The following is a 25,914-nucleotide window of genomic DNA, read 5'->3' as shown; positions in this document are numbered from 1 at the left end:
ATGAATGAATTCGACCATAGGGCCTGTATTTATTCATTTGCTTTGTAATAGCATCCTTAACTAGATTCTGAGTATCCGATGTCCCACCGGCCGTGATTGGCATTTAATTAAAAATAAAAAAGGAGATGAGCTATGTCCAGCATAGAGCCTGACGCTGTTGGCTTAATAGTCCAGCGAGTATGTGAATATCTTCAGCCGGTATTGAACGCCATTCTGGCCGGCGTGATGGCGCTATTACACGGTGCCTATCGCAACGTGGGTATTCGGCGACGTTTATTGAATGCGGCGATGTGCGCGTTATTGGCCTGGACGGTGCGCGATGCGCTGGCGTTGATGGGCCTGGAATTAAACTGGGCGAATTTGGCCAGCGTATTGATTGGCTTTATGGGGGCGGATTACATCAACGCCTTAATTAAAAAATTCATCGGCAAAAAAACGGGGTTTAAAAATGTTAAATGACATCGAAGAGATTCGCTTTACCGCCCGCAGTGAAGAGAACCTGCGCGGCGTGCATCCGGATCTGGTGCGCGTTATTCGTCTGGCGCTGCGCTATTCCCTGGTGCCGTTTTCCGTCAGCGAGGGGCTGCGCAGCATGGCGCGCCAGCGGGAAATGGTGCGCGCCGGCAACAGCCAAACGCTGCGCAGCCGCCATCTGACCGGACACGCGGTGGACGTGGTGGCGATGCCGGCGGGCGTGGTCTCCTGGGAGTGGGATTACTACGCGCAAATTGCGGTGGCGGTGCGGCGCGCGGCGCGTGAATGCGGCATCAACGTCGAATGGGGCGGCGAATGGAAGACCCTCAAGGACGGCCCGCACTTCCAGCTGCCGTTTCGGGACTATCCGGCATGAGCGGCTGGCTGCAAAAACTGATGCAGGGCGGGTTGCTGCTGCTGTTGCTGGCGGCCATCTGCCTCGGCGGCTACAGCGCGTTGCTGTCGCATCAGTTGGTGTCCGCGCGGCAACAGGCGGCGGAATTGCAAAAAAGCCTGGCGCAGCAGGCGGGGCTGATCGCCACCCTGCAGACCCAGGATGCGCAAAATCGTGCGCTGATGGCGGCGCAGCAGCGGCAGGAACAGCAGCTGCGCCAACAACACGAGGCTTATCAGAGGAAATACCGTGAAGCGATTAAAAACGATCCCTGCGCCGCTCAGCCTCTGCCTGGCGCTGTGCTTGAGCTCTTGCGCCCGGCCGCCGGCGCCGCAGGCCGTGCCGCTGTTGCCCCCTGAGTCGGTATTTGCTCCCTGTGAGCAGCCGCAGTTGCAGGGGGAGACCTGGGGCGATGCGGTAAGCTATGCCCTGGCGTTACAAACCTCGTTACACATTTGCGCCGGCCAGGTGGAGACGCTCAACGCCTGGCGCGCCACGCTGCCGCCGCGCTGACGGCGGCGCTTGTCTGACTTGTCCCGCAGGCCTTCTTTTTTTACTTTTAAAACGGTCTTTCGACCAAGGTTATGGCGCGCTTCAAAGTTTGTGATGTTTCTCTCACTATACTTCAAGGCTGTGCCCTGTCATTGTACCTGGGCGCCATAGCCCACGGCAGGGCGCAGCCTCAAAGCCTTACCTCAACATAAAAGCAAAAAACAAAGGAATCCATAATGGACGAACAGCTCAAACAGAGTGCCCTTGATTTCCATCAGTTTCCTGTCCCAGGGAAGATCCAGGTTTCCCCAACCAAACCGTTGGCGACCCAGCGCGATCTGGCGCTGGCCTATTCGCCGGGCGTCGCCGCGCCTTGCCTCGAGATCGCCGAAGATCCGCTGGCGGCCTACAAATACACCGCGCGCGGCAACCTGGTGGCGGTGATTTCCAACGGCACGGCGGTACTGGGTCTGGGCAATATCGGCGCGTTGGCCGGTAAGCCGGTGATGGAAGGCAAGGGCGTTTTGTTCAAGAAGTTTTCCGGTATCGATGTATTTGATATCGAAGTGGATGAGCATAACCCTGACAAATTAATCGACATTATCGCCGCGCTGGAACCGACCTTCGGCGGCATCAACCTGGAAGACATCAAGGCGCCGGAGTGTTTCTACATCGAACAGAAACTGCGTGAGCGCATGAAGATCCCGGTGTTCCACGACGACCAGCACGGCACGGCGATCATTACCACTGCCGCGGTGCTCAACGGCCTGCGCGTGGTGAAGAAGAACATCTCCGATGTGCGGCTGGTGGTGTCCGGCGCCGGCGCGGCGTCCATCGCCTGCCTGAACTTGCTGGTGGCGCTGGGGCTGCGTCAACAGAACATCACCGTCTGCGATTCCAAGGGCGTCATCTATAAAGGCCGCGACGCCAATATGGAACAGACCAAAGCCGCCTACGCCATCGAGGATAACGGCCAGCGCACGCTGGGCGACGCCATCCCGAACGCCGACATCTTCCTCGGCTGCTCCGGCCCGGGAGTGCTGACGCAGGATATGGTGAAAACCATGGCGCGCGATCCGCTGATCATGGCGCTGGCCAACCCGGAACCGGAAATTCTGCCGCCGCTGGCCAAAGCGGTGCGCCCGGACGCCATCATCTGCACCGGCCGTTCCGACTACCCGAACCAGGTGAACAACGTCCTGTGCTTCCCGTTCATTTTCCGCGGCGCGCTGGACGTGGGCGCCACCACCATCAACGAAGAGATGAAGCTGGCCTGCGTGCATGCCATCGCCGATCTGGCGCTGGCGGAACAGAGCGACGTGGTGGCCTCCGCGTATGACGATCAGGATCTCTCCTTCGGGCCGGAATACATCATTCCGAAACCGTTCGATCCGCGTCTGATCGTCAAGATCGCACCGGCGGTGGCCAAGGCGGCGATGGACTCCGGCGTGGCGACGCGTCCGATCGAAGACTTCGACGCCTACGTGGAGAAGCTGGCGGAGTTCGTCTACAAAACCAATCTGTTCATGAAACCGATCTTCTCCCAGGCGCGCAAAGAGGTGAAGCGGGTGGTGCTGGCGGAAGGCGAGGAAGAGCGCGTGCTGCACGCCACGCAAGAGCTGGTGTCGCAGGGGCTGGCTTTCCCGATCCTGGTCGGCCGTCCGAGCGTGATCGAGATGCGCCTGAAAAAGCTGGGCCTGCAACTGACGCCGGGCAAAGATTTCGAAGTGGTGAACAACGAGTCGGATCCGCGCTTCAACGAATACTGGGGCGAGTACTACCAGATCATGAAACGTCGTGGCGTTTCGCAAGAGCAGGCGCGTCGCGCGGTGATTGGCAACCCGACGCTGATCGCCGCCATCATGCTGCACCGCGGTGAAGCGGATGCGATGATCTGCGGCACCATCGGCAGCTACCACGAGCATTACGACGTGGTGAAGAACGTGTTCGGCTTCCGTGAAGGCGCGCACGTCGCGGGCGCGATGAACGCGCTGCTGCTGCCGAGCGGCAACACCTTCATCGCCGACACCTACGTCAACGACGATCCGACGCCGGAACAGCTGGCGGAGATCACCCTGATGGCGGCGGAAACCGTGCGCCGTTTCGGTATCGAACCGAAGGTGGCGCTGCTGTCTCACTCCAGCTTCGGCTCGTCTGATTGCCCGGCGGCGCGCAAGATGCGTAAAACGCTGGAGCTGGTGAACGAGCTGGCGCCGGAGCTGGAGATCGACGGTGAAATGCACGGCGACGCCGCGCTGGTGGAAAGCATCCGTCACGATCTGATGCCGGACAGCCCGCTGAAAGGCTCGGCCAACCTGCTGATCATGCCGAACATGGAAGCGGCGCGCATCAGCTACAACCTGCTGCGCGTCTCTTGCTCGGAAGGGGTGACCGTCGGGCCGGTGCTGATGGGGGTGGCCAAACCGGTGCACATCCTGACGCCGATCGCCTCGGTGCGCCGCATCGTCAACATGGTGGCGCTGGCGGTGGTGGAAGCCCAGACCGAACCGCTGTAAGCCCGGGTTAATGACTGGCCCCCTGCGCCGTTGGCGCCGGGGGCTTTTTTATGCCTTGCAGCGCGCGGCGATGGCGCGAATATCCTGCGGGGTGGTGCGGCAACAGCCGCCGATCAATTGTGCGCCGAGCGCGCGCCACTCTGTCGCCTGATCGGCCAGGCTGCCGTGCTCGCCGCCGCAGGCGCGCCAGGTTTTGCTCACCGCATCGTAGTGCTCGCCGGAGTTCGGGTAGACCAGCAGCGGTTTGTCGGCCAGCGCGCTCAGCTGACGCAGCGCCGGGGCGACCTTGTCCAGCGCGATGCAGTTGATGCCGGTGGCCAGCACCTGCGGGTTACCGCGCAGCGCGGACAGGACCTCCGTCAGCGGCGTGCCGTCGCTGAGGTGTTGGCTGTCGCGCAGGGTGAAGGCGAACCAGGCGCCGAGCGTCGGGAATTCCTGCAGCAGCGTCAGCAGCGCCTGCAGTTCGGTGAACGACGGCAGCGTTTCGCAGGCCAGCAGATCGACGCCGGCGGCGGCCAGCGCGGCGATGCGCGGGCGGTGGAAGGCAATGAAGTCATCCTGCGCCAGCCGGTAGTCGCCGCGGTATTCCGAGCCGTCGGCCAGATAGGCGCCGTACGGGCCCACCGAACCGGCGATCAGCAGCGGCGCCGCCTGCGGGTGCGCGGCCAGATAATCGTGGCGTGCGCGCTGCGCCAGCTGCACGCTTTTGGCGATCAACGCCAGCGACTGAGCCTGGTCCAGGCCGCGGCGCGAGAAGCCCTGCGGCGTGGCCTGATAGCTGGCGGTGATAGCGCACTGGGCGCCGGCGTTGAAATAATCGAGGTGTACCTGATAGATAAGCTCGGGATTTTCAATCAGCACCTTGGCCGACCACAGCGGATCGGTCAGATCGCAGCCGCGCGCTTCCAGCTCGGTGGCCAGCGCGCCGTCCAGGATCAGCGTCGGCCGTTCGGCCAGCAAACGAGCGACGGAGTTGTTAACCGACATGTTGTTCTCCCAAAGCGTTTTTTTGCCCGGCGCGCCGGGTCAGGAAATAGGTGAGATAGCACAGGGCGACGAACGGCAGCCCGCAGTAGAGCGCGATGCGCTGCTCCGGATCGAACGCCAGCCCGATGCAGGCCAGCAGGCACAGCGCAAAACCGAGGATCGGCGTCAATGGATAGCCGGGCGCGCGGTATTTCAGGCCGTTTATCGGCTGGCCGCTGCGCAGATAGGCGCGGCGGAAAGCATAGTGGGCGGCGCAGATGCTCAGCCACACCGCCACCACCGCAAAGCCGGAGATCGCCGACAGGGCGACAAACACCGTATCCGGCGCGATCACGCTGGTCAGCAGCGCCAGCACGCCGCCGAGCATGCTGAAGGTCAGGGCGTTGATCGGAATGCCGCGCGCATTGACGCGCGCAAAGTAGGCCGGCAGGGTGCGCTGGTGGGCCAGCGACCACAGCATGCGCCCCGAGGCGTACAGGCCGGAGTTGGCCGCCGACAGGATGGCGGTCAGGATCACGAAGTTGAAGATATCGGCGGCGTAAGGCACGCCGATGCGTTCAAACACCAGCACGAACGGGCTTTTGACGATCCCCGCCTGATCCATGGGGATCAACGCCGCCAGCACAAACACCGTGCCGATAAAGAACAGCATCAGGCGGATCACCGTGGTGCGGATCGCCAGCGGCACGACTTTCTCCGGGTTCTCGGTTTCACCGGCGGCGATGCCGATCAGCTCCGTGCCGGAGAAAGCGAAGTTCACCGCCACCATGGTCATCAGGATCGGCAGCGTGCCGTGCGGCAGCCAGCCGGAAGCGGTCAGGTTGTGCAGGAACGGCGCCGGGGTGCCGTCTTTCATCGGCAGCAGGCCGAACATGGCGGCGCCGCCCAGAATGATGAACGCCAGAATGGTCACCACTTTGATCAGCGAAAACCAGAATTCGCTTTCGGCAAAAAAACGGGTGGTCACGACGTTGAGCAGGAAAATGGCCGCGCAGAAGATCAGGCACCACAGCCACACCGGCGACTGCGGGAACCAGTACTGCATGCAGAATCCGGCCGCGGTCAGGCTGGAGCCCAGCGCCACCGTCCAGGTGAGCCAATACAGCCAGGCGACGGCATAGCCGGTGGCCGGCCCCAGATAGCGCGAAGCATAGACGTGAAAGGCGCCGGTTTCCGGCATCGCCACCGACAGCTCGCCCAGGCACAGCATCACCAGATACACCACCAGCGCGCCGATCAGGTAGGCCAGCAGCGTGCCGAGCGCCCCGGTGGTGGAGATGATGTAGCCGGTATTGAAAAACAGCCCGGTGCCGATCACGCCGCCCAGCGACAGCATCACCAGATGCCGGGCCTTCATGCTGCGTTTGAACTGCCCTGCGGCGGGCGCCGATGAGTGCATAATAATCTATCCGTATAGACGTCTAAATATCTGAATGGCTATTGGTTATACCCGCAATGCCGTTTCAACGCAATGCGTCACCGGCGATCGCCGCGTAAAAAAATCGTCAGGCCAGATCTATATGCAAATGATAATTATTATCTATAATGTCGCCATTTTCGCTAATGGGGCAACATGATGAGATATCTGATTTTATTGGCGGCGTTGGCGCTCGGCGCCTGCAGCCAAACGCCGGTGAAGACGCCGGCCAGCGACGTCGCGAGCATGGGGAATATCACCGATCTGCACAGCGGCGCGACCCTGACGCCCGAGCAGCTGTTGTCGCGGTTGGCGCAGCAGCCGCGGGTGATCGTCGGGGAAAAGCATGACAATCCTTACCACCATCAGATTGAGCAATGGCTGGTGCAGCAGCTGCCGCAATTGCGGCCGCAGGGTAGCGTGCTGATGGAGATGATCAACCCGAACCAGCAGGCGCAGGTCGACAAAGTCAAGCAGTGGCTGCAGAGCGATCCCACGGTGCGTGATGGCCGCGTGGCGGAGCTGATCGCCTGGCAGCCGGGCTGGAAATGGGCGCTGTATGGCGGGGTGACGATGGCGGCGATGCGCGCGCCTTACCCGCTGTGGTCGGCCAACCTGGATCGCAGCGAGATCGCGGCGTTCTATCAGCAGCCGCAGTTCCCGGCGGGGCAGCTCTCGTCGCAGCCGGCGGTGCGCAAGGCGCTGGAAGAGACTATCCGCACTTCGCACGGCGGCCAGATTGAGGCCGCGCAGCTGCATGCGATGCTGGCGATCCAGCAGCAGCGCGACCGGCGCATGGCTGAGCGCCTGCTGGCGGCGCCGACGCCCGCGTTGTTGATCGCCGGTGGCTATCACGCCGCCAAATCGGTGGGCGTGCCGCTGCACGTGCGGGATCTGCAACCGGCGGCGGCGCCGATGGTGCTGATGCTGGCGGAGCCGGGCGTACAGGTCGATGCGAACACCGCAGACTACCTGTGGATCACACCATCAGTGAAATGAATACGTTAAGACGGTGAAAAGGAGTGTTAATTATATTTGCAAATGATTATCATTAGTAAATGTGATCTGCAATCATTCGCAATTAAGTAAACTAATGTCCCTATGTTAAGTCAGTCTTATTCCCTTCCGGCCTTTGAGCTGCCGCAGCCGCGCTGGGCGCGCGGCCTGCTGCTTGCCCTGGCGGCGCATGTGGCGTTGGTGCTGCTGTTTTATTGGCCGCAGACGGCGCTGGAGCCGGTGGCGCTGCCGCCGCCGGCGGTGATGATGAGCTGGGCGGCGCAGATTGAAGCGCCGGAAAGTAAGCCGCTGCCGCTGGGCGTGCAGCAGGCTGAATCTGCCGCGGCGCAGCCGGCGGAGCAGCAGCAACAGCCAGATCTGCCCAAGCTGGCGCGTGCCGATAAAGCAAAAATCGTGACGGCGCAGAAGAAGCGCGCCGAACACCGTCCCCCGCAAAAAGCGCAGCCGAAACCGCAGGAGCAGGCCAAAGAGACGCGCAACGCCGCCGCGTCCAGCGCTGCTGCGCCGCAGGCGCAGACGCTCTCCCACCAAACCGCCGCACCGATCAACAGCGACGCCAACAGCAACGCGCAGGCCAAACTGTCGTGGGAGAGCCTAGTGAAGGGCAAACTGAATCGCATCAAGGATTACCCTTTGGATGCCCGCAGCCGCCGGCGCAGCGGCATGCCGCAGGTCAGTTTCAGCGTTGACGCGCAGGGACGGGTCTCGAATGTCATTCTGCAGGTGCGTTCCGGCACCGCGTCGCTGGATCGGGAAGCGGTGGCGGTGGTGTCGCGCGCCCAGCCGTTGCCGCCGCCGCCGCCGGAGATGCTGCAGCAGGGAGCCGTCAAGGTGACGATGCCGATCGATTTCAATCTGGCGGAGCTGAATGCCCGCCGTTAATGCCCGCAGGCGCCGCATCGCCGTCGTGCACCTCTTCAAACTTCGTGAGGGATTATGAATCCGCTGTTATTCACCCCGCGCCGTCGCATCGCGGCCGCGCTCTGGCTTTCTTTAGGCGTCGCCGGCGTCGCGCTGGCGCAACCGCAGCCGCCGTTGGCGGAACGCGCGCCGAAAGCGCTGACGGCGCACGGCGAGACGCGCACCGACGATTACTACTGGCTGCGCGACGATAGCCGAAAAGAGCCGAAGGTGCTGGACTACCTGAAGGCGGAGAATCGTTATACCGAGCAGATGATGGCGCCGTACCAGAAGCTGCGCGCCACGCTGTATCAGGAGATGCTGGGTCGCGTGAACCCTGACGATCGTTCGGTGCCGTATCAGCTCAACGGTTATCGCTATCAGGAAAGCTACGCCGCCGGTAAAGATTTCGCACTGTATCAGCGCCAGGCGCTCACTGCCGACGCGCCGTGGCAAACCTTGCTGGACGCCAATCAGCGCGCGGCCGGCCATGCGTATTATCGTCTGGGGGCGATGGACGTCAGCCTGGACAACCGCCGCCTGGCAGTGGCCGAGGATCTGCAGGGCCGCCGCCAATACCGCATCTCCCTGCGCGAGATAGACAGCGAACGCTGGTCGCCGGAAACGCTGGAAAACACCTCCGGCAACATGGTGTGGGCCAACGACAACCAAACCCTGTTCTACGTGCGCAACCACCCGCAAACGCTGTTGCCATATCAGGTCTACCGCCATCGGTACGGTACGCCGACCGCGGAAGATAAGCTGGTGTACCAGGAAAACGATCCGGCGTTCTACCTCAGCCTCGGCCGCTCGTCCTCGCGCGATTACCTGATTCTGACCATCAGCGGCAACACCACCTCCGAAGTGCGCCTGATCGACGCCAACCAGCCGCAGCGCGAGCCGCAGCTGTTCGCCGCCCGGCAGAACGGCCGCGAGTATTACCTCGATCACTACCGGGGCGAGTTCTACCTGCGCTCCAACCATCAGGATCCGAACTTTGGCCTGTACCACACGGCGGCGGCGGGCAAACCGTGGCAGACGCTGATCGCACCGCAGGCGCAGCACGAGGTGGAAAGCTTCAGCCTGTTCCGCGATTGGCTGGTGGTGCAGGAGCGCGCCAACGGGCTGGTGCAGCTGCGGCAAATCAGCTGGGACGGCAAAACCGAGCGCGCCATCCCGTTCGATGATGCCAGCTACATGGCCTGGCTGGGCTATAACCCCGAGCCGGACAGCGATCGCTTGCGCTACGGCTATTCGGCGATGACCACGCCGACCCGCACCTATGAGTGGGACCTGAACAAGGGCGAGCGCACCCTGCTGAAACAGCAGGAGGTGAAAGGCGTCGATCCCAGCTTGTATCACAGCGAGCGCATCTGGGTCACGGCGCGCGACGGCGTGAAGGTGCCGGTCTCGCTGGTGTACCGCACATCGCTGTTCAAAAACGGGCATAACCCGCTGCTGGTGTACGGCTATGGCGCTTACGGCATGAGCATGGATCCGGCGTTCAGCGCCAACCGCATCAGCCTGCTGGATCGCGGCTTCGTCTATGCGCTGATCCACGTGCGCGGCGGCGGCGAGCTGGGGCAGAGCTGGTACAAACAGGGCAAGCTGACGCACAAACCGAACAGCTTCAACGACTTCATCGACGCCACCCAGGCGCTGATCAAAGACGGCTACGGCCAACCGGGGCGCATCTACGCCATGGGCGGCAGCGCCGGCGGCTTGCTGATGGGGGCGGTGATCAATCAGGCGCCGCAGCTGTTCAACGCGGTGGTGGCGCAGGTGCCGTTCGTCGACGTGGTGACCACCATGCTGGACGACAGCATTCCACTCACCACCGGGGAATACGAGGAGTGGGGCAACCCGCACCAGCCGGCCGCCTATGTGCTGATGAAGTCCTACAGCCCGTACGACAACGTGCGTAAGCAACGTTACCCGAACCTGTTGGTCACCAGCGGTCTGTACGACTCGCAGGTGCAGTATTGGGAACCGGCCAAATGGGTGGCGAAGCTGCGGCGTTTCAAGCAGGGCGATTCGTTGCTGCTGCTCTCCACCGACATGACCGCCGGCCACGGCGGCAAATCGGGCCGCCTGGCGCGGCTGGAAAACGGCGCGCTGGAGTACGCCTTTATTCTGGCGGCGGACCGGCAGGCGCAGAAATAACCTTTAGCGCCGCAGCACGCTGCGGCGCAATAAAACAATAACAACCTTTTACCGCGCTTTCGGCGGGCTTTTTGCTGGGCATTGTCGGCCATCAAACCTTATTGGCTATTTCTGGGGATATATGAAAATCAAAATGATAGCGAGCCTGATCGGCGCGGGACTGGCGCTGTACGGGCAGGCTGCGGCCGCGCAGGAACAGGCGGAAAATAATAAAGGCAGCGTGGCGTTCAGCCCGCTCAACGTCTCGGCCGCCGACAGCGGCAAAAGCAGCGAAAAAGACGCGCTGGCCCGGCCGGGCGCGTTCAGCTCGCGCGACGAAAACAAGAATCTGGAGTCGGTGGACAGCATTCTGCGCAGCATGCCGGGCACCTATACCCAGATCGATCCCGGCCAGGGATCGGTCAGCGTCAATATCCGCGGCCTGAGCGGCTTTGGCCGGGTCAACACCATGGTCGACGGCATCACGCAAAACTACTACGGCAACTCGCCGAGCGACGCAGCGCACGGGGGATTGCCCACCAGCCAGTTCGGGGCGCTGATCGATCCTAACTTTATCGTCGGCGTCGACGTGGCGCGCGGCAACGCCACCGGATCCGCTGGGGTGAACGCCTTGGCGGGCAGCGCCAACTTCGGCACCATCGGCGTGGATGACGTGGTATTTTCCGACAACCCGTTCGGCGTGCGCACCAAATTCTCGGTGGGCAATAACGGCATCGGCCGCAGCGGCATGATCGCCCTGGGTGCCAAAACCGCCGCCTTTGCCGACGGCGGCAGCCTGGGGGCGATGGCGGCGATCAGCGGCAGTTCCATCACCTCCAACTACAAAAACGGCGCCGGGTTCGACAGCGAGATGTTCAACGTCGATAAAACCTACCGCCAGAACCCGAAATCCCAGCTGTTCAAGGTGGACATCAAGCCGGATGCCTTTAACAGCATCGAACTGTCGGCGCGCAGCTACCAGAATAAAATCACCCGCCGCCACATCGACAGCGACGATTTCTACCTTAAATACCACTATGCGCCGTTCTCGGAACTGATCGATTTCAACCTGACCGCCAGCACCAGCCGCGGCAAGCAGCAGTTCATGTCCAACAACATGGCGGGATTCAGCGACAGCACGGCGAAAAACATCTCCGATGCGCTGGATATCAACAACACCAGCCGTTTCAGCCTGCAGGACGTCGATTTCGCTTTCAGCTACGGCGGCAAGCTGGTGCGCAACGAGTATAAGAAAAAGGCCTCCGGTTTGGTGACGGATGACAATCAGGCGGAAAGCATGCCGGTGGGCATTGCCGGCAAACAAGATATCTCCAGCCTGTACAGCGGGTTGCAAGCTAACTACGGTATCTGGCAGGGGAATTTCGATCTGAACTACACCGCCTATCGCCTCTCCGGTTATAAGCCGGCCTGTGACGAGCGCGTAGAGTGCTTCCCGCAGGGCGCCGGCAATATCACCCGCAACGAACACGGCTTCAACCCGTCGGTCATGCTGTCGGCGCAGGTGACGCCGTGGCTGCAGCCGTTCGTCAGCTACAGCAAGTCGATGCGCGGGCCGAATATCCAGGAAGTGTTCTTCGCCAACAGCGGCGGCCAGTCGATGAACCCGTTCCTGAAGGGGGAAAAAGCGGAGACCTGGCAGGGCGGGTTCAACGCCAATGCCCACGATCTGTTGTTCAAGCAGGATAGCTTCCAGCTGAAAGCGGTCTATTTCGAAACCAGGATCAAAAACTACATTTCCAGCCAATCCTATCTGGTGTGTAAAAATCGCCAGAAGTGCAACCGTTCGCAGGCGACGCAGGAAGAGTGGGATGACGCGGACGTCAACGTCAGCATGACCATGTACAGCAACGCCCCCGAACCGGTCAAAATGCGCGGGGTGGAGCTTGAAGCGCTGTACGACGCCGGTTTCGCCTTCACCAAGCTGTCGTTAAGCAAGGAGCATACCTCCCAGCCGACCAACCAGGCCAGCAACGTATTCGGCGCGGGCGATATCAGCGAGCTGCCGGAGTTCTACTTCACGCTGGACAGCGGGGTGCGCCTGCTGGACGAGAAACTGACGCTGGGCGGGGTGGTGAAATATACCGGCAAATCGGTGCGCCTGTCGCCGGACTCTGATTACGATGAGAATGAGCAGTTGCTGAAAGAGCCGGCGCCGCATATTCCGACCATTATCGATCTGTACGGCACCTATCAGGTGAATCGCAATCTGCTGCTGAAGCTCAGCGTGCAAAACCTGATGGACAAGGACTACTCGGACGCGCTGAACAAGATGAACTCGCTGCCGTCTCAGTCGCAGTATGAGACGCCGACCAACACTGCCCGTGGACGCACCTATATCTTCGGCGGGGAGGTGCGCTTCTAAACCGCAGCGGAGCAGGGCGCAGTCACTGCGCCCGTTTCGCCTGCAGCAGCCATTTATCCAGCTCGTTGGCGAACTGCTGGCGGTCGCGCTGGTTCAGGGCGTTCGGGCCGCCGGTCTGAATGCCGCTGGCGCGCAGGGTATCCATAAAATCGCGCATGTTGAGGCGCTCGCGGATGGTGTCCGGCGTATAGCGTTCGCCGCGCGGGTTCAGCGCCACCGCGCCTTTCTCAATCACCTCCGCTGCCAGCGGAATGTCGGCGGTGATCACCAGATCGCCCGCTTCGCAGCGGCGCACGATCTCGTTATCGGCCACGTCGAAGCCGGCCGCCACCTGCAGCGAACGGATGTACTTCGACGGCGGCGTGCGCAGCGGTTGGTTCGCCACCAGCGTCACGGTGATGGCGGTGCGATCGGCGGCGCGGAACAGCACTTCCTTGATCACGTTCGGACAGGCGTCCGCATCGACCCAAATCTGCATCATTTCGGCTCCTGCAGCCAGTCGCGCACCGGCAGGAAATCGCGCGCCAGCGCCGCTTCCGGGCTGTCGGCGTCCGGCTGGTAGTTATATTCCCAACGCACCAACGGCGGCATCGACATCAGGATGGACTCGGTGCGCCCGCCGGTTTGTAGCCCGAACAGCGTGCCGCGATCCCACACCAGGTTGAACTCCACATAGCGGCCGCGGCGATACAGCTGGAACTGGCGCTCGCGCTCGCCCCAGGTCAAAGCCTTGCGTTTTTCGACAATCGGCAGGTAGGCGTCGAGGAAGCCCTGGCCCACCGCGCGGGTGAAGGCGAAACAATGGTCGAAATCCGGGGTGTTCAGATCGTCGTAGAACAGGCCGCCGATGCCGCGCGCTTCGTTGCGATGCTTGATGAAAAAGTAATCGTCACACCACTGTTTATATTTGGGGTAGACCTCGTCGCCGAACGGCGCGCACAGCTCGGCCGCGGTGCGGTGCCAGTGCACGGCATCCTCTGCGAAACCGTAGAACGGCGTCAGGTCAAAACCGCCGCCGAACCACCACACCGGCGCTTCGCCCGGCTTTTCAGCGATGAAAAAGCGTACGTTGGCGTGGCTGGTGGGCACGTAGGGGCTGAGCGGATGGATAACCAGGGAGACGCCCATCGCCTGGAAGCTGCGCCCGGCCAGTTCCGGACGGTGCGCGGTCGCCGAGGCCGGCAGGGTGGCGCCGGAGACGTGCGAGAAGTTGACCCCCGCCTGTTCGAACACCGCGCCGTTGGTCAGCACGCGGCTGCGGCCACCGCCGCCTTCTTCACGCGTCCATTGGTCTTCGGTGAACACGGCGCCGCCATCGGCCTGGGCGAGCTGCGCGCAGATATGATCCTGCAGCGCCAGCAGGAAGGATTTTACTTCAGCGATGTTAGGTAAACTCATGCGGGGTCTTTATAGCGTCTGGCTGAACAAGGCGCTGAGTATACTCTTATTCGCCGCCCGCGGCATCAGCGGGGTTTGCGTTGGTGTGCGTCGAAGTAGTCGAAGAAGTTGACGATGCCGTCCGCGATGGCGCGGGCGATTTTCTCGCGAAACGCGGTGGTGCCCAGCAGCCGTTCTTCGTTCGGGTTGGTGATGAACGAGGTTTCTACCAGCACCGAGGGAATGGACGGGGATTTCAACACCGCGAACGCCGCCTGTTCGGTGCTGTCGCTGTGCAGATGGTGTACCGGACGAATTTGGCCGAGCACGTGGCGGCCGAGCGTCAGGCTGTTGTTGATGGTGTCGGTTTGCACCAGATCGAACAGCACCTGCTGCAGGTAGTTGTCCTGATCCTTGTATTTGCCGCCCGCTACGTCGTCGGCGGCGTTTTCACGGTTGGACAGGTAGCGCGCCATGGCGCTGCTGGCGCCGCGGTTGGAGAGGGCGAATACCGAAGCGCCGGAGGCCGACGGGCTGGTAAAACCGTCGGCGTGAATGGAAATGAACAGATCGGCCTGGTGCTGGTGGGCGATCTCCACCCGCTGGAACAGCGGAATGAATTCGTCTTCTTCGCGCGTCAGGCGCGCCTCGATGTGATCGTGCTCATGCAGGAAACGGCGCACGTGGTTGGCGATTTCCAGCACGATGTGTTTTTCCTGCGAACCTTCGTGGCCGACCGCGCCGGAGTCGATGCCGCCGTGGCCGGGATCGATCATCACCCGCTTTTTGCCGCCGGCCGGTTTCGCCGCCGGTTTGCTGTGCTGGTTGCGCAGCAGGCCTTCCGCTCTGGCGCTTGGGTTTTTCACGCCGAACAGCGCCACCGCCAGGCCGGAAAGCAACAGTTGGCGTCGCGTCGGGGAAACGGCAAGCGGTTTAAAATTGAGGAATTGTTTACCCTGCTTTTTCATTACGCAACGCTCCGTCGACGATTCTATTTTGCGACGTTATATCGTATTGATAATCATTAATCGACCCGATAACTATTTCCATTTATTACGCCTGTTACCGGCGATTTCCGGGCAAATAGCGCGGTAAATTGCAGTTTGATATTGCGTAAGTGAATAATCACGCGATAATCAGATAAACACCTTAATTAACAGCGGCCAACATCGATGGAAATTCGCGTATTTCGACAAGACGACTTTGAAGAAGTCATTACCCTGTGGGAGCGCTGCGATCTGCTGCGGCCGTGGAACGATCCGGAAATGGACATCGAGCGCAAGCTGAACCACGACCCGGAGCTGTTCCTGGTGGCGGAAGTCGGCGGCGAAGTGGTCGGTTCGGTGATGGGCGGCTATGACGGCCACCGCGGGTCGGCGTATTACCTCGGGGTGCATCCCGACTATCGCGGGCGCGGCATTGCCAATGCGTTGATCAACCGTCTGGAGAAGAAGTTGATCGCCCGCGGCTGCCCGAAGATCCAGATTATGGTGCGCGAAGACAACGACACGGTGGTCGAGATGTACGAGAAGCTCGGCTACGAGATTCAGGGCATCACCAGCCTGGGCAAGCGGCTGATCGAAGATCAGGAATATTGATCGAGCGGCGGGCGGCGGCGTTGCACCGCCCGCCGCAGCGCATTACGGCAGCTTTTTGACGGTTTTCACGTCCACTTCGAGGCTGTTCCAGTCTTTATCCACTTTGCCTTCCAACTGCACCTTGTCTTTCGGCGTAACGGTCTGGCCGTTCCAGCGTTTGCGATCGATATCGACCGTCAGGGTGCCGGTGGCATCGCGGAAGGTGTAGGTTTCGTCGCCGATGCGCTGCTCGATGTTGCCCTGCAGCATCACCCAGGCGTCGTCGCTCAGCGATTTCACCTTGTCCACGGTGGTCAGCGCCGCGCTGGGGCCGGAGAAACCGCCCTGTGCGGTGGTTTGCGTTTGAGCCTGCGGCGCGGCCGGATCGAGGAACCCGCCTTGTTGCGCCAGTACCGGTGCGCTGCACAGCGCGATCAGAGCGGCCAGAGTCAGTTTTTTCATGTTGCGCTTCCTTATCGTTATCGAAAATCACATCCCGCTGATATCGGGTTGCTTGCTTAGTGATAAGGATTAAAACACACCGATCTTAAGAGCTTCTTAAGCCGACGCATTGAAATTCCCATCGCCGGCGCCCATCTGTAGCCATAGTCTTTATTCTGTTGGCAAGGAACGAGCGTTGAAGCCATTCTCACCCCGGTTTTCCCCGGACGATTACGATCAGCACGGCGCGCTGCGGCTGCCGCTGGGATTTTGGGCCGTGCTGATTTTGCAGGCGCGCACCTGGCTGTTGTTCGTGATGGCCGGCGCTTCGCGCGAGCAGGGCGAAAGCTTGTTGGCGTTGTTTTATCCGGATACCCAACGCTTTTGGTACGGCATGCTGCTCGGTCTGCCGGCGGCGCTGGCGTTTTTGCTGAGCGGCCGTCGCCACCAATGGCCGCGGCTGTGGCGCGGTTGGCGCTGGGGGCTGGCTGTCTCGCTGCTGGCGTCGTTCGGCGGCTCGCTGTTCAGCCTGTGGCGCCAGGACGGCGATGCGCCGGGGCTGGAGCTGACGTTGGCGCTGCTCGACGCGCTGGCGCTGAGCTATCTGCTGCTGAACGCGCGTCTGAAAGCCTGTTTCGCGCTGGCGGAGCGCGCCGACTAATTGCCGAGAAGTGCGGCACTTTTCGCATTTTCCGCACTCCAAGCTGGCAACCGTTGGCGTAGTGCGGGCCGTTGTGAGAGGCTGGCACGCAGCAAAACGCCGAATGCGGCAGGAGCGGGTGACCCGCCCCGTGCCATTGATGTCTAAGGAGCTAGAGATGAATATTCGCCCCCTGTTGTTAGGGCTTCCGCTGTTACTGACCGGCTGTTCGAGCATGTCTAATTTCTCCTGGTCCAGCCTGTCGCCATTCAACTGGTTCGGCAGCAGCCTGGAAGTCGGCGCCAAGGGCGTCGGCAAGCTCAACGCCGGCACGCCGATGTCGGAAAGTGCCATCAACGACGGGCTGGACGGCAACTACCGCCTGCGCGGCGGCATGGCGACCAACAACGGCCAGATCGTCTCTTATTATCAGGCGCTGTCCGGCGACGAAGTGAAGCTGGTGATCACCGGCGAACCGAAAGGGCGCCTGCAGCGGGTGGACGTGCTGGATCCGAAAGTGGCGACGGAGTGGGGCAACAAGCTCGGCACGCCGTTCGGCGACATGTACAGCAAGGCGTTTGGCTCCTGTAAGCCGGGCAGCGGCGAAGACGCCGGTAAAGTGGAGTGCGTGGCGGAGCAGAGCAAATACGTCACCTACATCTTCAGCGGCAAGTGGGCCGGCGCGCAGGATATCATCCCGCCGGACGACACCCTGAAAAGCTGGACGGTCAGCAAAATCATCTGGCACGCCAAGCCGCAGCAGTAACGCGTTCAACGGGCGCCGGTTCCCGGCGCCTGCTTGTCCAAATCATTACCCCTATTTTCTTTGCGCTGCTGCAAGGCAATCGCCTGTGCTTGCGGTATGATAGCGCGCGTTTGTAACAGGGACCCCGCGCGTCAACCGCCATACCTTACCTGTTGCCGGATTCTGGTATTGAGGATAACAACATGACACAGGTTCAGAGCGGCATTCTGCTGGAGCACTGCCGTTTCGCCATTTTTATGGAAGCCAGCGTACAGGGCGAATTCGCCGATTTGCGCCAGGGCTGCAAACAGTTTTGTCAGACGCTGAGCGAGCTGCAGCAGCAGTTCCCCGATGCGCGCCTCGGCGCGGTGATCGCTTTCGGCTACGACGTCTGGCACGATCTCTCCAGCGGCCAGGGCGCGAAAGAGCTGAAGCCGTTCACGCCGCTCGGCAAAGGGCTGGCGCCGGCCACCCAGCGCGATATGCTGATCCACATCCAGTCGCTGCGCCACGACGTCAACTTCACGCTGGCGCAGGCCGCGCTGGCGGCGTTCGGCAACGTCATCAAGATTGAGGAAGAAACCCACGGTTTCCGCTGGGTGGAAGAGCGCGATCTGAGCGGCTTCATCGACGGCACCGAAAACCCGCAAGGTGACCAACGCCCGGCAGTGGCGACGATCGCCGAAGGCGAAGAGGACGCTGGTGGCAGCTACGTGCTGGTGCAACGCTACGAGCACAACCTGCGCCAGTGGCAGCGCTTTACCACCGAGCAACAGGAGCAGATCATCGGCCGCACCAAGCACGACAGCGAAGAGCTGCCGGCGGATCGGCGCCCGGATACCTCCCACGTCAGCCGCGTCGATCTGAAAGAGAACGGCAAAGGCCTGAAAATTCTGCGCCAGAGCCTGCCTTACGGCACCGCCAGCGGCAAGCACGGCCTGTTCTTCATCGCCTATTGCGCGCGCCTGCACAATATCGAGCAGCAACTGCTGAGCATGTTCGGCGATCTGGACGGCAAACGCGACGCGATGCTGCGTTTCAGCCGTGCGGTCACCGGCAGCTACTACTTTGCGCCATCGCTGACGCGCTTGCTGTCACTTTGACGCCGTTGCCGAAGCCGGCGCGTCCGGCTTCGGTCTGTTTTCCCGCCCCCAAAACGCCTCGCATTTCCTGCCTTATAGCGTTTGATGCTTGTAAATCACTAAACGGTATATAAAAGCGTTACAGCTCCGCACCGAGTTATAAATACACTGGTCGTCAATAAGGCGAAAGCCTGAAGGAATGACTTAGTGATAAGGTGCAGAATGAAACAAAACCGGGTTAAAAATCTCGTGCTGAAAGGTTGGCTGGCGGCTGCGCTGTTGGCGAGCGGCGCCGCGTCGGCGGCGGAATTGCTGAACAGCTCTTATGACGTTTCCCGTGAATTGTTCGTCGCGCTGAATCCCGGCTTTGAACAGCAATGGAATCAGCAGCATCCGAATGACAAGCTGACCATCAAACAATCGCACGCCGGCTCGTCGAAGCAGGCGTTGGCGATCCTGCAGGGCCTGCGCGCCGACGTGGTGACCTACAACCAGGTCACCGACGTGCAGATCCTGCACGATCGCGGGCAGCTGATCCCGGCGGACTGGCAGTCGCGTCTGCCGAACAACAGCTCGCCGTTCTATTCCACCATGGCGTTTCTGGTGCGCAAGGACAACCCGAAGGGCATCCACACCTGGAACGATCTGGTGCGTGACGACGTGAAGCTGGTGTTCCCGAACCCGAAAACCTCCGGCAACGGCCGTTACACCTATCTGGCCGCCTGGGGCGCCGCCAGCCAGGCCGACGGCAACGATGCGGACAAGACCCGCGCCTTCATGACCCGTTTCCTGAAAAACGTGTTGGTGTTCGATACCGGCGGCCGCGGCGCGACCACCACCTTCGTCGAGCGCGGTTTGGGCGACGTGCTGATCAGCTTCGAGTCCGAAGTGAACAACATCCGCAAGCAATACGGTGAAGACAAGTACGAAGTGATCGTGCCGCCGGTCGATATTCTGGCGGAGTTCCCGGTGGCCTGGGTCGACAAAAACGTCGCGCGCAACGGCACCGAACAGGCGGCCAAAGCCTATCTGAACTATCTCTACAGCCCGGCGGCGCAGCAGGTGATCACCAGTTTCTACTACCGCGTGTATGACCAGAAAGCGATGGCGGCGGCCAAGGGGCAATTCCCGGACACCCAACTGTTCCGCGTAGAAGATCAATTCGGCGGCTGGCCGCAGGTGATGAAAACCCACTTCGCCACCGGCGGCGAGCTGGATCAGCTGTTAGCGGCAGGGCGCAAGTAAATGTTGGCGTTGTCGTCCAGTAAGCGGGTGCTGCCCGGATTTGGCCTCAGCCTCGGCAGCAGCCTGTTTTATACCTGTTTGATTCTGCTGCTGCCGCTCAGTGCGCTGGTGATGCAGCTGGCGCAGATGAGCCTGGCGCAATATTGGGAAGTGATTTCCAACCCGCAGGTGGTGGCGGCGTATAAAGTGACGCTGCTGGCGGCCGCTGTCGCCAGCCTGTTCAATGCGGTGTTCGGCATGCTGATGGCCTGGATCCTGACGCGCTACCGCTTTCCCGGCCGTTCGCTGCTGGATGGCCTGATCGACCTGCCGTTCGCGCTGCCGACGGCGGTAGCCGGCCTGACGCTGGCCGGTCTGTTTTCCACCACGGGCTGGTACGGGCAGTGGCTGGCGCACTTCGACATCAAGGTCACCTTCACCTGGCTTGGGATCGCGGTGGCGATGGCGTTCACCAGCCTGCCGTTTGTGGTGCGTACCGTGCAGCCGGTGCTGGAAGAGTTAGGGCCGGAGTACGAAGAGGCGGCCGAGACGCTGGGCGCCACGCGCTGGCAGAGTTTTCGCCGCGTCGTGCTGCCTGAAGTGGCGCCGGCGCTGCTGGCCGGCACCGCAATTTCCTTTACCCGCAGTCTGGGCGAGTTCGGGGCGGTGATTTTCATCGCCGGCAACATCGCCTGGAAGACGGAAGTGACCTCGCTGATGATTTTTGTGCGTTTGCAGGAGTTCGATTACCCGGCGGCCAGCGCCATCGCCTCGGTGATCCTGGCGGCGTCGCTGCTGCTGCTGTTCAGCATTAACGTATTGCAAAGCCGCTTCGGCAGACGTTTGGGAGGAGGGCACTGATGGCTGATATTTCCGCCTTCAACGGCGCCGAGCGCCCGCGCGTCAACTGGGGCAAGTGGACGCTGATCGCCATCGGCACGCTGTTTTCGGCGCTGCTGCTGGTGGTGCCGATGATATCGATTTTCGCCGAGGCCTTCTCCAAAGGATTCGGCGCGATGTGGAGCAATTTGCTCGATCCGGACATGCTGCACGCCATTTGGCTGACGGTCCTGATCGCGCTGATCACCGTGCCGTTCAACCTGGTGTTCGGCACGTTGCTGGCGTGGCTGGTGACGCGTTTTACCTTCCCCGGCCGCCAGCTGCTGCTGACGCTGATCGATATCCCGTTCGCCGTTTCACCGGTGGTGGCGGGGCTGATTTATCTGCTGTTTTACGGCAGCAACGGCCTGCTGGGCGGCTGGCTGGATGCGCATAACATTCAGGTGATGTTCTCCTGGCCGGGCATGGTGCTGGTGACCATTTTCGTCACCTGTCCCTTCGTGGTGCGCGAACTGGTGCCGATGATGCTCAGCCAGGGCAGCCAGGAAGATGAGGCCGCCATTCTGCTGGGAGCGTCCGGCTGGCAGATGTTCCGCCGCGTGACGCTGCCCAACATTCGCTGGGCGCTGCTGTACGGCGTGGTGCTGACCAACGCGCGCGCCATCGGCGAGTTCGGCGCGGTGTCGGTGGTGTCCGGTTCGATTCGCGGCGAAACCTACAGCCTGCCGCTGCAGGTCGAGCTGTTGCAGCAGGATTACAACACCGTCGGGGCCTTTACCGCCGCCGCCCTGTTGACCCTGATGGCGATCGTTACCCTATTTTTGAAGAGCGCGCTGCAGTGGCGTCTGGAACGTCAAAACGCGCGTCTCGAGCGGGAGGAAAATCATGAGCATTGAGATTAACGGCATCAACAAGTCCTTCGGTCGCACCAAGGTATTGAACGATATCTCGCTCGATATTGCTTCCGGCGAAATGGTGGCGCTGCTCGGGCCGTCCGGTTCCGGCAAGACCACGCTGCTGCGCATCATCGCCGGGCTGGAAAGCCAGAGCGGCGGCAAGCTGGGCTTCCACGGCACCGACGTCAGCCACATGCACGCGCGCGACAGGCGCGTGGGCTTCGTATTTCAGCACTATGCGCTGTTCCGCCACATGACGGTGTTCGATAACATCGCCTTCGGCCTGACCGTGCTGCCGCGCCGTGAGCGCCCGAACGCCGCGGCGATCAAACAGAAAGTCACTCAGTTGCTGGAAATGGTGCAGCTGGGCCACCTGGCTACCCGCTATCCGTCGCAGCTGTCCGGCGGCCAGAAACAGCGCGTGGCGCTGGCGCGCGCCCTGGCGGTGGAACCGCAGATTCTGCTGCTGGATGAACCGTTCGGCGCGCTGGATGCGCAGGTGCGCAAAGAGCTGCGCCGCTGGCTGCGTCAGCTGCATGAAGAGCTGAAATTCACCAGCGTGTTCGTCACCCACGATCAGGAAGAGGCGATGGAAGTGGCCGACCGCATCGTGGTGATGAGCCAGGGCAATATCGAACAGGTCGGGTCGCCGGTCGACATCATGCGCGAACCGGCGAGCCGCTTTGTGCTGGAATTCATGGGGGAAGTGAACCGCCTGAACGGCGAAATTCGCGGCTCCCAGCTGTTCGTCGGCGCGCACCAGTGGCCGTTGTCGTTCCAGCCGATGCACCAGGGCAGCGTCGATCTGTTCCTGCGCCCGTGGGAAATGGAAGTGGCGACCGAAAGCAGCGAACGTTGCCCGCTACCGGTTCAGGTGCTGGAAGTCAGTCCGCGCGGCCATTTCTGGCAGCTGACGGTGCAGCCGATCGGCTGGCACCAGGAACCGATCAGCGTGGTGCTGCCAGAAGGCAACGCCACGCCGGTGCGCGGCGGCCGTTATTACGTCGGCAGCCTCAATGCGCGGCTATATGCCGGCGATCAACTGCTGCAACCTGTTGCGTTAGCCAAAAGCGCCTGATAGGTTTTAGCAGCCCTTTATTCAAGGCAACCCCAGGGTTGCCTTTTTACTTTACGCACACCAACACACAGGCAAAGATCGTGACAACGCTCGAACAATGCATCGGGAATACCCCGCTGGTAAAACTGCAACGGCTGGCCGCCCAGGCGGGCAGCGAGGTATGGGTCAAACTGGAAGGCAACAATCCGGCGGGATCGGTGAAGGATCGCGCTGCGTTGGCGATGATCCAGCAGGCGGAGCTGCGCGGTGAGATCAGGCCCGGCGACGTGCTGATTGAGGCCACCAGCGGCAACACCGGCATTGCGCTGGCGATGATCGCTGCATTGAAAGGCTATACGCTGAAGCTGCTGATGCCGGAGAACATGAGCCTGGAGCGGCAGGCGGCGATGCGCGCCTACGGCGCCGAGCTGATCCTGGTCAGCCGTGAGCAGGGCATGGAAGGGGCGCGCGATCTGGCGCTGGAGATGCAGCGTCAGGGGCAGGGCAAGGTACTGGATCAGTTCAACAACCTGGACAATCCCTACGCCCATTTCACTACCACCGGCCCGGAGATTTGGCGCCAAACCGAAGGGCGCATCACGCATTTCGTTTCCAGCATGGGTACCACCGGCACCATTACCGGCGTGGGCGGTTACCTGAAAAGCCAGAATCCGCAGGTGCAGATCATCGGCCTGCAGCCGGCGGAGGGCAGCAGCATCCCCGGCATTCGCCGCTGGGCGCCCGCTTACCTGCCGGGTATTTTCCGCCCGGAGCTGGTGGATCAGGTGCTGGATATCGAACAGGGCGATGCCGAGCAGACCATGCGCCAGCTGGCGCAGCGTGAAGGCATCTTCTGCGGCGTCAGCTCCGGTGGCGCGGTGGTCGGCGCCTTGCGCGTCGCCGCGGCTCACCCCGGCAGCGTGGTGGTGGCGATCGTCTGCGATCGCGGCGATCGCTACCTTTCAACCGGCGTGTTCGGCTGAGCGCGCCCTCCCGGCGGTGTGTTCCGTCGGGAAAACCTTTCCTCCTTTCCTTTCGACAGACGGCAGCCCCACTTGCGGCGGCTGCCGCTTGCCCGTGCGCCAATGCCATGACTGAAGTAGAGAAATCGCGCGGCAGCGGCCACAATAACGGTGACGAGACGCCAAGAGCGATGTGTAAGGATTGAGTAAAACCGGCTGCGGACCGGCGAAATTGGCGGGAAAATAACGAAAATCGGTGAAGGAGCAAGGCATGAAAATTTTACTGGTCGACGATGACCTGGAGCTTGGCACCATGCTGAGCGAATACCTGACGGGCGAAGGTTTCGACGCCAAGCTGGTGCTGACCGGCAAGGCGGGGGTAGAGGGCGCGCTGTCGGGCGACTATACCGCGATGATCCTCGACATCATGCTGCCGGATATGAGCGGCATCGACGTGCTGCGCGACGTGCGCAAAAAGAGCCGGCTGCCGATCATCATGCTGACCGCCAAAGGTGACAACATCGATCGGGTGATTGGTCTGGAGATGGGCGCCGACGATTACATGCCCAAACCCTGCTATCCGCGCGAATTGGTGGCGCGTTTGCGCGCGGTGCTGCGCCGTTTCGAAGAACGGCCGCAAGAAGCGGACGACGAGGCCGCCATCAGCGTTGGCGAGCTGACGTTAAACCCTTCAACCCGCAGCAGCGAATGGCGCGGCAAGGCGTTCGATCTGACCGCTTCGGAATTCAATCTGTTGGAGCTGTTGCTGCGCGCGCCGGACCGTGTGGTGTCGAAGGACGAATTGTCCGAGAAGGGGCTGGGGCGCCCGCGTGAAGCCTATGACCGCAGCGTGGATGTGCATATCAGCAATATCCGCCAGAAGCTGAGCGCGTTGGCCGGCAATACGCTGAGCATCGAAACGGTGCGCAGCATCGGCTATCGCATCCGGTAACCTGACATGCGCGGAAGACTGTTCTGGAAAATTTTGCTCGGCTTTTGGCTGACCTTTCTCATCATGACGCAGGCCCTGTGGGTGGCGTTTTCTCTTTATGGCGATCGCTATGTGCCGCCGGAGAACGCCATGGCGCGGCGGGCGATCGGCCTGCAGCTGACCTCCGCCGCCACCCAATTGCGCAGCGGCGGCATGCCGGCGCTGGAAGCGCTGATGCGCGACTGGCCCGAGGACGACAGGCGTCTGCTGTCGGTAACGCCGATGACCCAACCGCCGCCGCCCGCGCCGGAAGAACCGCTGTTTGAAGGGCGGCGGATGCCGAAAGCGATTTCCGCCTGGGTGCAGACCGGGGAAGGGCAGGGATACTGGCTGAGTTATAACGTGCGCGGGCTGCGGGAAGAGTATCGGCCGGAGCGGCGTTCCCATTTCTTCAACATTCCTGCGCCGATGTTGTGGGTCGGCGGGCTGGGCGGTTTGCTGTTCAGCGCCGTATTGGCCTGGAACCTGACCCGGCCGATGCGTCAGCTGCGCGGCGGCCTGGATCGGGTGGCGCAGGGCGATCTGTCGGTGCGGCTGTTCCCGAAAATGCGCCGCCGTCATGACGAGCTGTCCGACGTGGCGCGCGATTTCGACACCATGGCCGAGCGGCTGGAACTGCTGGTCAGCGCCCGCGAGCAGCTGTTGCACGATGTCTCGCACGAACTGCGTTCGCCGCTGGCGCGCCTGCAGTTGGCGATCGGCCTGGCGCGGCAGAATGCCGGCAACGTCGAAACCTCGCTCAAGCGCATCGAACATGAGTCGGGGCGGCTGGATAAAATGATCGGCGAGCTGCTGGCGCTGTCGCGCACCGAACACAGCAGCCTGCCGGACGAGGAGTACTTCGATCTGTACGGCCTGGTGGACGCGGTGGTGAGCGATGCGCGCTACGAGGCGCAGGTGCCCGGCGTGGAGATCGTGCTGCAGGCCGAGTCGGACGTGGAGTATACCGTCAAGGGCAATGCGGAGCTGATGCGGCGCGCGGTGGACAACATCGTGCGCAATGCGCTGCGCTTTTCCAGCCAGGGCCAGCGGGTGACGGTAGCGCTGTCGCGCATCGACAACCAGTTCCAGCTCGCCGTCAGCGATCAGGGGCCGGGCGTGGAGGAGTCGAAACTGTCGAGCATCTTCGATCCATTCGTGCGCGTGAAGTCGGCGCAGTCGGGCAAGGGCTACGGCCTGGGGCTGGCGATTACCCGCAAGGTGGTATTGGCGCACGGCGGCCAGGTTGAGGCGCGCAATGGCGACAAAGAGGGGCTTATCATCACTCTGCGTATCCCGCGCTGGCAATAATAGACTATCTTACTTGCCATTTTGAACTAGGGCAGTGCTCGCCTTCGTCACGTACTGTGTGTACGCTCCG

General features: G+C 61.8%; 26 protein-coding genes. 20 read left to right on the top strand and 6 right to left on the bottom strand.

The window, feature by feature from the left end; genetic code table 11:
* Nucleotides 1–132 precede the first annotated feature (132 nt).
* From CPH57_RS14265 to maeB, 5 genes are all read left to right on the top strand, one after another.
* Nucleotides 133–459, top strand: coding sequence for a phage holin, lambda family (locus CPH57_RS14265; RefSeq protein ID WP_033643982.1), 327 nt, complete (start codon nucleotides 133–135; stop codon nucleotides 457–459).
* Entirely contained in the window at nucleotides 449–850 is a 402-nt protein-coding gene (locus tag CPH57_RS14260) for a M15 family metallopeptidase (RefSeq protein WP_033643981.1), read from the top strand. The genes CPH57_RS14265 and CPH57_RS14260 overlap by 11 nt, the downstream gene beginning before the upstream one ends.
* A complete protein-coding gene (locus CPH57_RS14255; protein WP_046687600.1) occupies nucleotides 847–1,227 on the top strand; it encodes a DUF2570 family protein in 381 nt (126 codons plus the stop codon). The genes CPH57_RS14260 and CPH57_RS14255 overlap by 4 nt, the downstream gene beginning before the upstream one ends.
* Nucleotides 1,208–1,381, top strand: coding sequence for a hypothetical protein (locus CPH57_RS24595; RefSeq protein WP_004936544.1), 174 nt, complete (start codon nucleotides 1,208–1,210; stop codon nucleotides 1,379–1,381). Before CPH57_RS14255 ends, CPH57_RS24595 begins: the two co-directional genes overlap by 20 nt.
* Nucleotides 1,382–1,596: 215 nt before the next feature.
* Nucleotides 1,597–3,876 (top strand): NADP-dependent oxaloacetate-decarboxylating malate dehydrogenase, encoded by a 2,280-nt coding sequence (maeB, locus tag CPH57_RS14250; protein WP_016926766.1) that lies wholly within the window; start codon nucleotides 1,597–1,599, stop codon nucleotides 3,874–3,876.
* Between the two features lie 48 nt (nucleotides 3,877–3,924).
* Here maeB and mmuM read toward each other — a convergent pair whose 3' ends face one another.
* Together mmuM and mmuP are read right to left on the bottom strand one after the other, a co-directional pair.
* Nucleotides 3,925–4,863, bottom strand: a complete 939-nt coding sequence (mmuM, locus tag CPH57_RS14245; RefSeq protein WP_096242472.1) for a homocysteine S-methyltransferase — start codon at nucleotides 4,861–4,863, stop codon at nucleotides 3,925–3,927.
* Complete coding sequence (mmuP, locus tag CPH57_RS14240) at nucleotides 4,853–6,262, bottom strand: S-methylmethionine permease (protein WP_033643976.1); 1,410 nt, start codon at nucleotides 6,260–6,262, stop codon at nucleotides 4,853–4,855. Before mmuP ends, mmuM begins: the two co-directional genes overlap by 11 nt.
* A 177-nt stretch (nucleotides 6,263–6,439) precedes the next feature.
* Here mmuP and CPH57_RS14235 point away from each other — a divergent pair, with 177 nt between their 5' ends.
* The 4 genes from CPH57_RS14235 (at nucleotide 6,440) to CPH57_RS14220 (ending at nucleotide 12,722) form a co-directional block, all read left to right on the top strand.
* A complete protein-coding gene (locus CPH57_RS14235; protein WP_096242850.1) occupies nucleotides 6,440–7,279 on the top strand; it encodes a ChaN family lipoprotein in 840 nt (279 codons plus the stop codon).
* A 102-nt stretch (nucleotides 7,280–7,381) separates the two neighbouring features.
* Nucleotides 7,382–8,179 (top strand): TonB family protein, encoded by a 798-nt coding sequence (locus CPH57_RS14230; protein WP_060660391.1) that lies wholly within the window; start codon nucleotides 7,382–7,384, stop codon nucleotides 8,177–8,179.
* A gap of 54 nt (nucleotides 8,180–8,233) precedes the next feature.
* Nucleotides 8,234–10,360 (top strand): S9 family peptidase, encoded by a 2,127-nt coding sequence (locus CPH57_RS14225; RefSeq protein WP_080376462.1) that lies wholly within the window; start codon nucleotides 8,234–8,236, stop codon nucleotides 10,358–10,360.
* A gap of 121 nt (nucleotides 10,361–10,481) precedes the next feature.
* Complete coding sequence (locus tag CPH57_RS14220) at nucleotides 10,482–12,722, top strand: TonB-dependent receptor domain-containing protein (RefSeq protein WP_096242471.1); 2,241 nt, start codon at nucleotides 10,482–10,484, stop codon at nucleotides 12,720–12,722.
* A gap of 22 nt (nucleotides 12,723–12,744) precedes the next feature.
* Here CPH57_RS14220 and CPH57_RS14215 read toward each other — a convergent pair whose 3' ends face one another.
* The 3 genes from CPH57_RS14215 to amiA all read right to left on the bottom strand — a co-directional run bounded on the left by CPH57_RS14215 (nucleotide 12,745) and on the right by amiA (nucleotide 15,067).
* Complete coding sequence (locus CPH57_RS14215) at nucleotides 12,745–13,200, bottom strand: YaiI/YqxD family protein (protein WP_004936514.1); 456 nt, start codon at nucleotides 13,198–13,200, stop codon at nucleotides 12,745–12,747.
* The gene (gene hemF / locus CPH57_RS14210; RefSeq protein WP_033635468.1) at nucleotides 13,200–14,120 is read right to left on the bottom strand and encodes an oxygen-dependent coproporphyrinogen oxidase; all 921 of its coding nucleotides are present in this window, start codon (nucleotides 14,118–14,120) and stop codon (nucleotides 13,200–13,202) included. Before hemF ends, CPH57_RS14215 begins: the two co-directional genes overlap by 1 nt.
* A gap of 65 nt (nucleotides 14,121–14,185) precedes the next feature.
* Entirely contained in the window at nucleotides 14,186–15,067 is an 882-nt protein-coding gene (gene amiA, locus CPH57_RS14205) for an N-acetylmuramoyl-L-alanine amidase AmiA (protein ID WP_033643971.1), read from the bottom strand.
* 204 nt (nucleotides 15,068–15,271) lie between these two features.
* On the opposite strand from amiA, the gene CPH57_RS14200 reads away from it, so the two are divergent.
* Entirely contained in the window at nucleotides 15,272–15,697 is a 426-nt protein-coding gene (locus CPH57_RS14200; RefSeq protein ID WP_004936504.1) for a GNAT family acetyltransferase, read from the top strand.
* Between the two features lie 42 nt (nucleotides 15,698–15,739).
* On the opposite strand, the gene CPH57_RS14195 is transcribed toward CPH57_RS14200, so the two are convergent.
* On the bottom strand, nucleotides 15,740–16,138 hold the full coding sequence (locus CPH57_RS14195) for a YgiW/YdeI family stress tolerance OB fold protein (RefSeq protein WP_033643970.1): 399 nt from the start codon (nucleotides 16,136–16,138) through the stop codon (nucleotides 15,740–15,742).
* Nucleotides 16,139–16,313: 175 nt separating this feature from the next.
* Here CPH57_RS14195 and CPH57_RS14190 point away from each other — a divergent pair, with 175 nt between their 5' ends.
* The 10 genes from CPH57_RS14190 to CPH57_RS14145 all read left to right on the top strand — a co-directional run bounded on the left by CPH57_RS14190 (nucleotide 16,314) and on the right by CPH57_RS14145 (nucleotide 25,844).
* Nucleotides 16,314–16,778 (top strand): DUF2919 domain-containing protein, encoded by a 465-nt coding sequence (locus CPH57_RS14190; RefSeq protein WP_033643969.1) that lies wholly within the window; start codon nucleotides 16,314–16,316, stop codon nucleotides 16,776–16,778.
* A gap of 157 nt (nucleotides 16,779–16,935) precedes the next feature.
* Nucleotides 16,936–17,523, top strand: a complete 588-nt coding sequence (locus tag CPH57_RS14185; RefSeq protein WP_004936494.1) for an RpoE-regulated lipoprotein — start codon at nucleotides 16,936–16,938, stop codon at nucleotides 17,521–17,523.
* A 182-nt stretch (nucleotides 17,524–17,705) separates the two neighbouring features.
* Entirely contained in the window at nucleotides 17,706–18,605 is a 900-nt protein-coding gene (locus CPH57_RS14180) for a Dyp-type peroxidase (RefSeq protein ID WP_033643968.1), read from the top strand.
* 201 nt (nucleotides 18,606–18,806) lie between these two features.
* Nucleotides 18,807–19,829 (top strand): sulfate ABC transporter substrate-binding protein, encoded by a 1,023-nt coding sequence (locus tag CPH57_RS14175; protein WP_089192098.1) that lies wholly within the window; start codon nucleotides 18,807–18,809, stop codon nucleotides 19,827–19,829.
* Nucleotides 19,830–20,669 (top strand): sulfate/thiosulfate ABC transporter permease CysT, encoded by an 840-nt coding sequence (gene cysT, locus CPH57_RS14170; RefSeq protein WP_033652561.1) that lies wholly within the window; start codon nucleotides 19,830–19,832, stop codon nucleotides 20,667–20,669.
* Nucleotides 20,669–21,544 carry a sulfate/thiosulfate ABC transporter permease CysW gene (cysW, locus tag CPH57_RS14165; RefSeq protein ID WP_033643966.1) on the top strand — a complete coding sequence of 292 codons (876 nt, stop codon included), beginning with the start codon at nucleotides 20,669–20,671 and terminating at the stop codon, nucleotides 21,542–21,544. The genes cysT and cysW overlap by 1 nt, the downstream gene beginning before the upstream one ends.
* On the top strand, nucleotides 21,534–22,622 hold the full coding sequence (gene cysA / locus CPH57_RS14160; RefSeq protein ID WP_033643965.1) for a sulfate/thiosulfate ABC transporter ATP-binding protein CysA: 1,089 nt from the start codon (nucleotides 21,534–21,536) through the stop codon (nucleotides 22,620–22,622). Before cysW ends, cysA begins: the two co-directional genes overlap by 11 nt.
* A gap of 80 nt (nucleotides 22,623–22,702) precedes the next feature.
* Nucleotides 22,703–23,584 carry a cysteine synthase CysM gene (gene cysM / locus CPH57_RS14155; RefSeq protein WP_033644334.1) on the top strand — a complete coding sequence of 294 codons (882 nt, stop codon included), beginning with the start codon at nucleotides 22,703–22,705 and terminating at the stop codon, nucleotides 23,582–23,584.
* A 250-nt stretch (nucleotides 23,585–23,834) separates the two neighbouring features.
* Nucleotides 23,835–24,515, top strand: coding sequence for a response regulator transcription factor (locus CPH57_RS14150; protein WP_033643964.1), 681 nt, complete (start codon nucleotides 23,835–23,837; stop codon nucleotides 24,513–24,515).
* A gap of 6 nt (nucleotides 24,516–24,521) precedes the next feature.
* On the top strand, nucleotides 24,522–25,844 hold the full coding sequence (locus tag CPH57_RS14145) for an ATP-binding protein (protein ID WP_069100650.1): 1,323 nt from the start codon (nucleotides 24,522–24,524) through the stop codon (nucleotides 25,842–25,844).
* The last annotated feature ends 70 nt before the right edge of the window (nucleotides 25,845–25,914 follow it).

The organism is Serratia sp. JKS000199 (assembly GCF_900215455.1).
Taxonomy (GTDB): Bacteria; Pseudomonadota; Gammaproteobacteria; order Enterobacterales; family Enterobacteriaceae; genus Serratia; species Serratia ureilytica.
Note: the sequence above shows the minus strand (reverse complement) of the source record. Positions and strands in the feature narration are given on the sequence as shown.

Excerpts from the sequence above, each read along its gene's own strand:
- CPH57_RS14265 (WP_033643982.1), top strand. The coding sequence starts at position 133 with ATGTCCAGCATAGAGCCTGACGCTGTTGGCTTAATAGTCCAGCGAGTA.
- CPH57_RS14260 (WP_033643981.1), top strand. The coding sequence starts at position 449 with ATGTTAAATGACATCGAAGAGATTCGCTTTACCGCCCGCAGTGAAGAG.
- CPH57_RS14255 (WP_046687600.1), top strand. The coding sequence starts at position 847 with ATGAGCGGCTGGCTGCAAAAACTGATGCAGGGCGGGTTGCTGCTGCTG.
- maeB (WP_016926766.1), top strand. The coding sequence starts at position 1,597 with ATGGACGAACAGCTCAAACAGAGTGCCCTTGATTTCCATCAGTTTCCT.
- mmuM (WP_096242472.1), bottom strand. The coding sequence starts at position 4,863 with ATGTCGGTTAACAACTCCGTCGCTCGTTTGCTGGCCGAACGGCCGACG.
- mmuP (WP_033643976.1), bottom strand. The coding sequence starts at position 6,262 with ATGCACTCATCGGCGCCCGCCGCAGGGCAGTTCAAACGCAGCATGAAG.
- CPH57_RS14235 (WP_096242850.1), top strand. The coding sequence starts at position 6,440 with ATGAGATATCTGATTTTATTGGCGGCGTTGGCGCTCGGCGCCTGCAGC.
- CPH57_RS14230 (WP_060660391.1), top strand. The coding sequence starts at position 7,382 with ATGTTAAGTCAGTCTTATTCCCTTCCGGCCTTTGAGCTGCCGCAGCCG.
- CPH57_RS14225 (WP_080376462.1), top strand. The coding sequence starts at position 8,234 with ATGAATCCGCTGTTATTCACCCCGCGCCGTCGCATCGCGGCCGCGCTC.
- CPH57_RS14220 (WP_096242471.1), top strand. The coding sequence starts at position 10,482 with ATGAAAATCAAAATGATAGCGAGCCTGATCGGCGCGGGACTGGCGCTG.
- CPH57_RS14215 (WP_004936514.1), bottom strand. The coding sequence starts at position 13,200 with ATGCAGATTTGGGTCGATGCGGACGCCTGTCCGAACGTGATCAAGGAA.
- hemF (WP_033635468.1), bottom strand. The coding sequence starts at position 14,120 with ATGAGTTTACCTAACATCGCTGAAGTAAAATCCTTCCTGCTGGCGCTG.
- amiA (WP_033643971.1), bottom strand. The coding sequence starts at position 15,067 with ATGAAAAAGCAGGGTAAACAATTCCTCAATTTTAAACCGCTTGCCGTT.
- CPH57_RS14200 (WP_004936504.1), top strand. The coding sequence starts at position 15,272 with ATGGAAATTCGCGTATTTCGACAAGACGACTTTGAAGAAGTCATTACC.
- CPH57_RS14195 (WP_033643970.1), bottom strand. The coding sequence starts at position 16,138 with ATGAAAAAACTGACTCTGGCCGCTCTGATCGCGCTGTGCAGCGCACCG.
- CPH57_RS14185 (WP_004936494.1), top strand. The coding sequence starts at position 16,936 with ATGAATATTCGCCCCCTGTTGTTAGGGCTTCCGCTGTTACTGACCGGC.
- CPH57_RS14180 (WP_033643968.1), top strand. The coding sequence starts at position 17,706 with ATGACACAGGTTCAGAGCGGCATTCTGCTGGAGCACTGCCGTTTCGCC.
- CPH57_RS14175 (WP_089192098.1), top strand. The coding sequence starts at position 18,807 with ATGAAACAAAACCGGGTTAAAAATCTCGTGCTGAAAGGTTGGCTGGCG.
- cysT (WP_033652561.1), top strand. The coding sequence starts at position 19,830 with ATGTTGGCGTTGTCGTCCAGTAAGCGGGTGCTGCCCGGATTTGGCCTC.
- cysW (WP_033643966.1), top strand. The coding sequence starts at position 20,669 with ATGGCTGATATTTCCGCCTTCAACGGCGCCGAGCGCCCGCGCGTCAAC.
- cysA (WP_033643965.1), top strand. The coding sequence starts at position 21,534 with ATGAGCATTGAGATTAACGGCATCAACAAGTCCTTCGGTCGCACCAAG.
- CPH57_RS14150 (WP_033643964.1), top strand. The coding sequence starts at position 23,835 with ATGAAAATTTTACTGGTCGACGATGACCTGGAGCTTGGCACCATGCTG.
- CPH57_RS14145 (WP_069100650.1), top strand. The coding sequence starts at position 24,522 with ATGCGCGGAAGACTGTTCTGGAAAATTTTGCTCGGCTTTTGGCTGACC.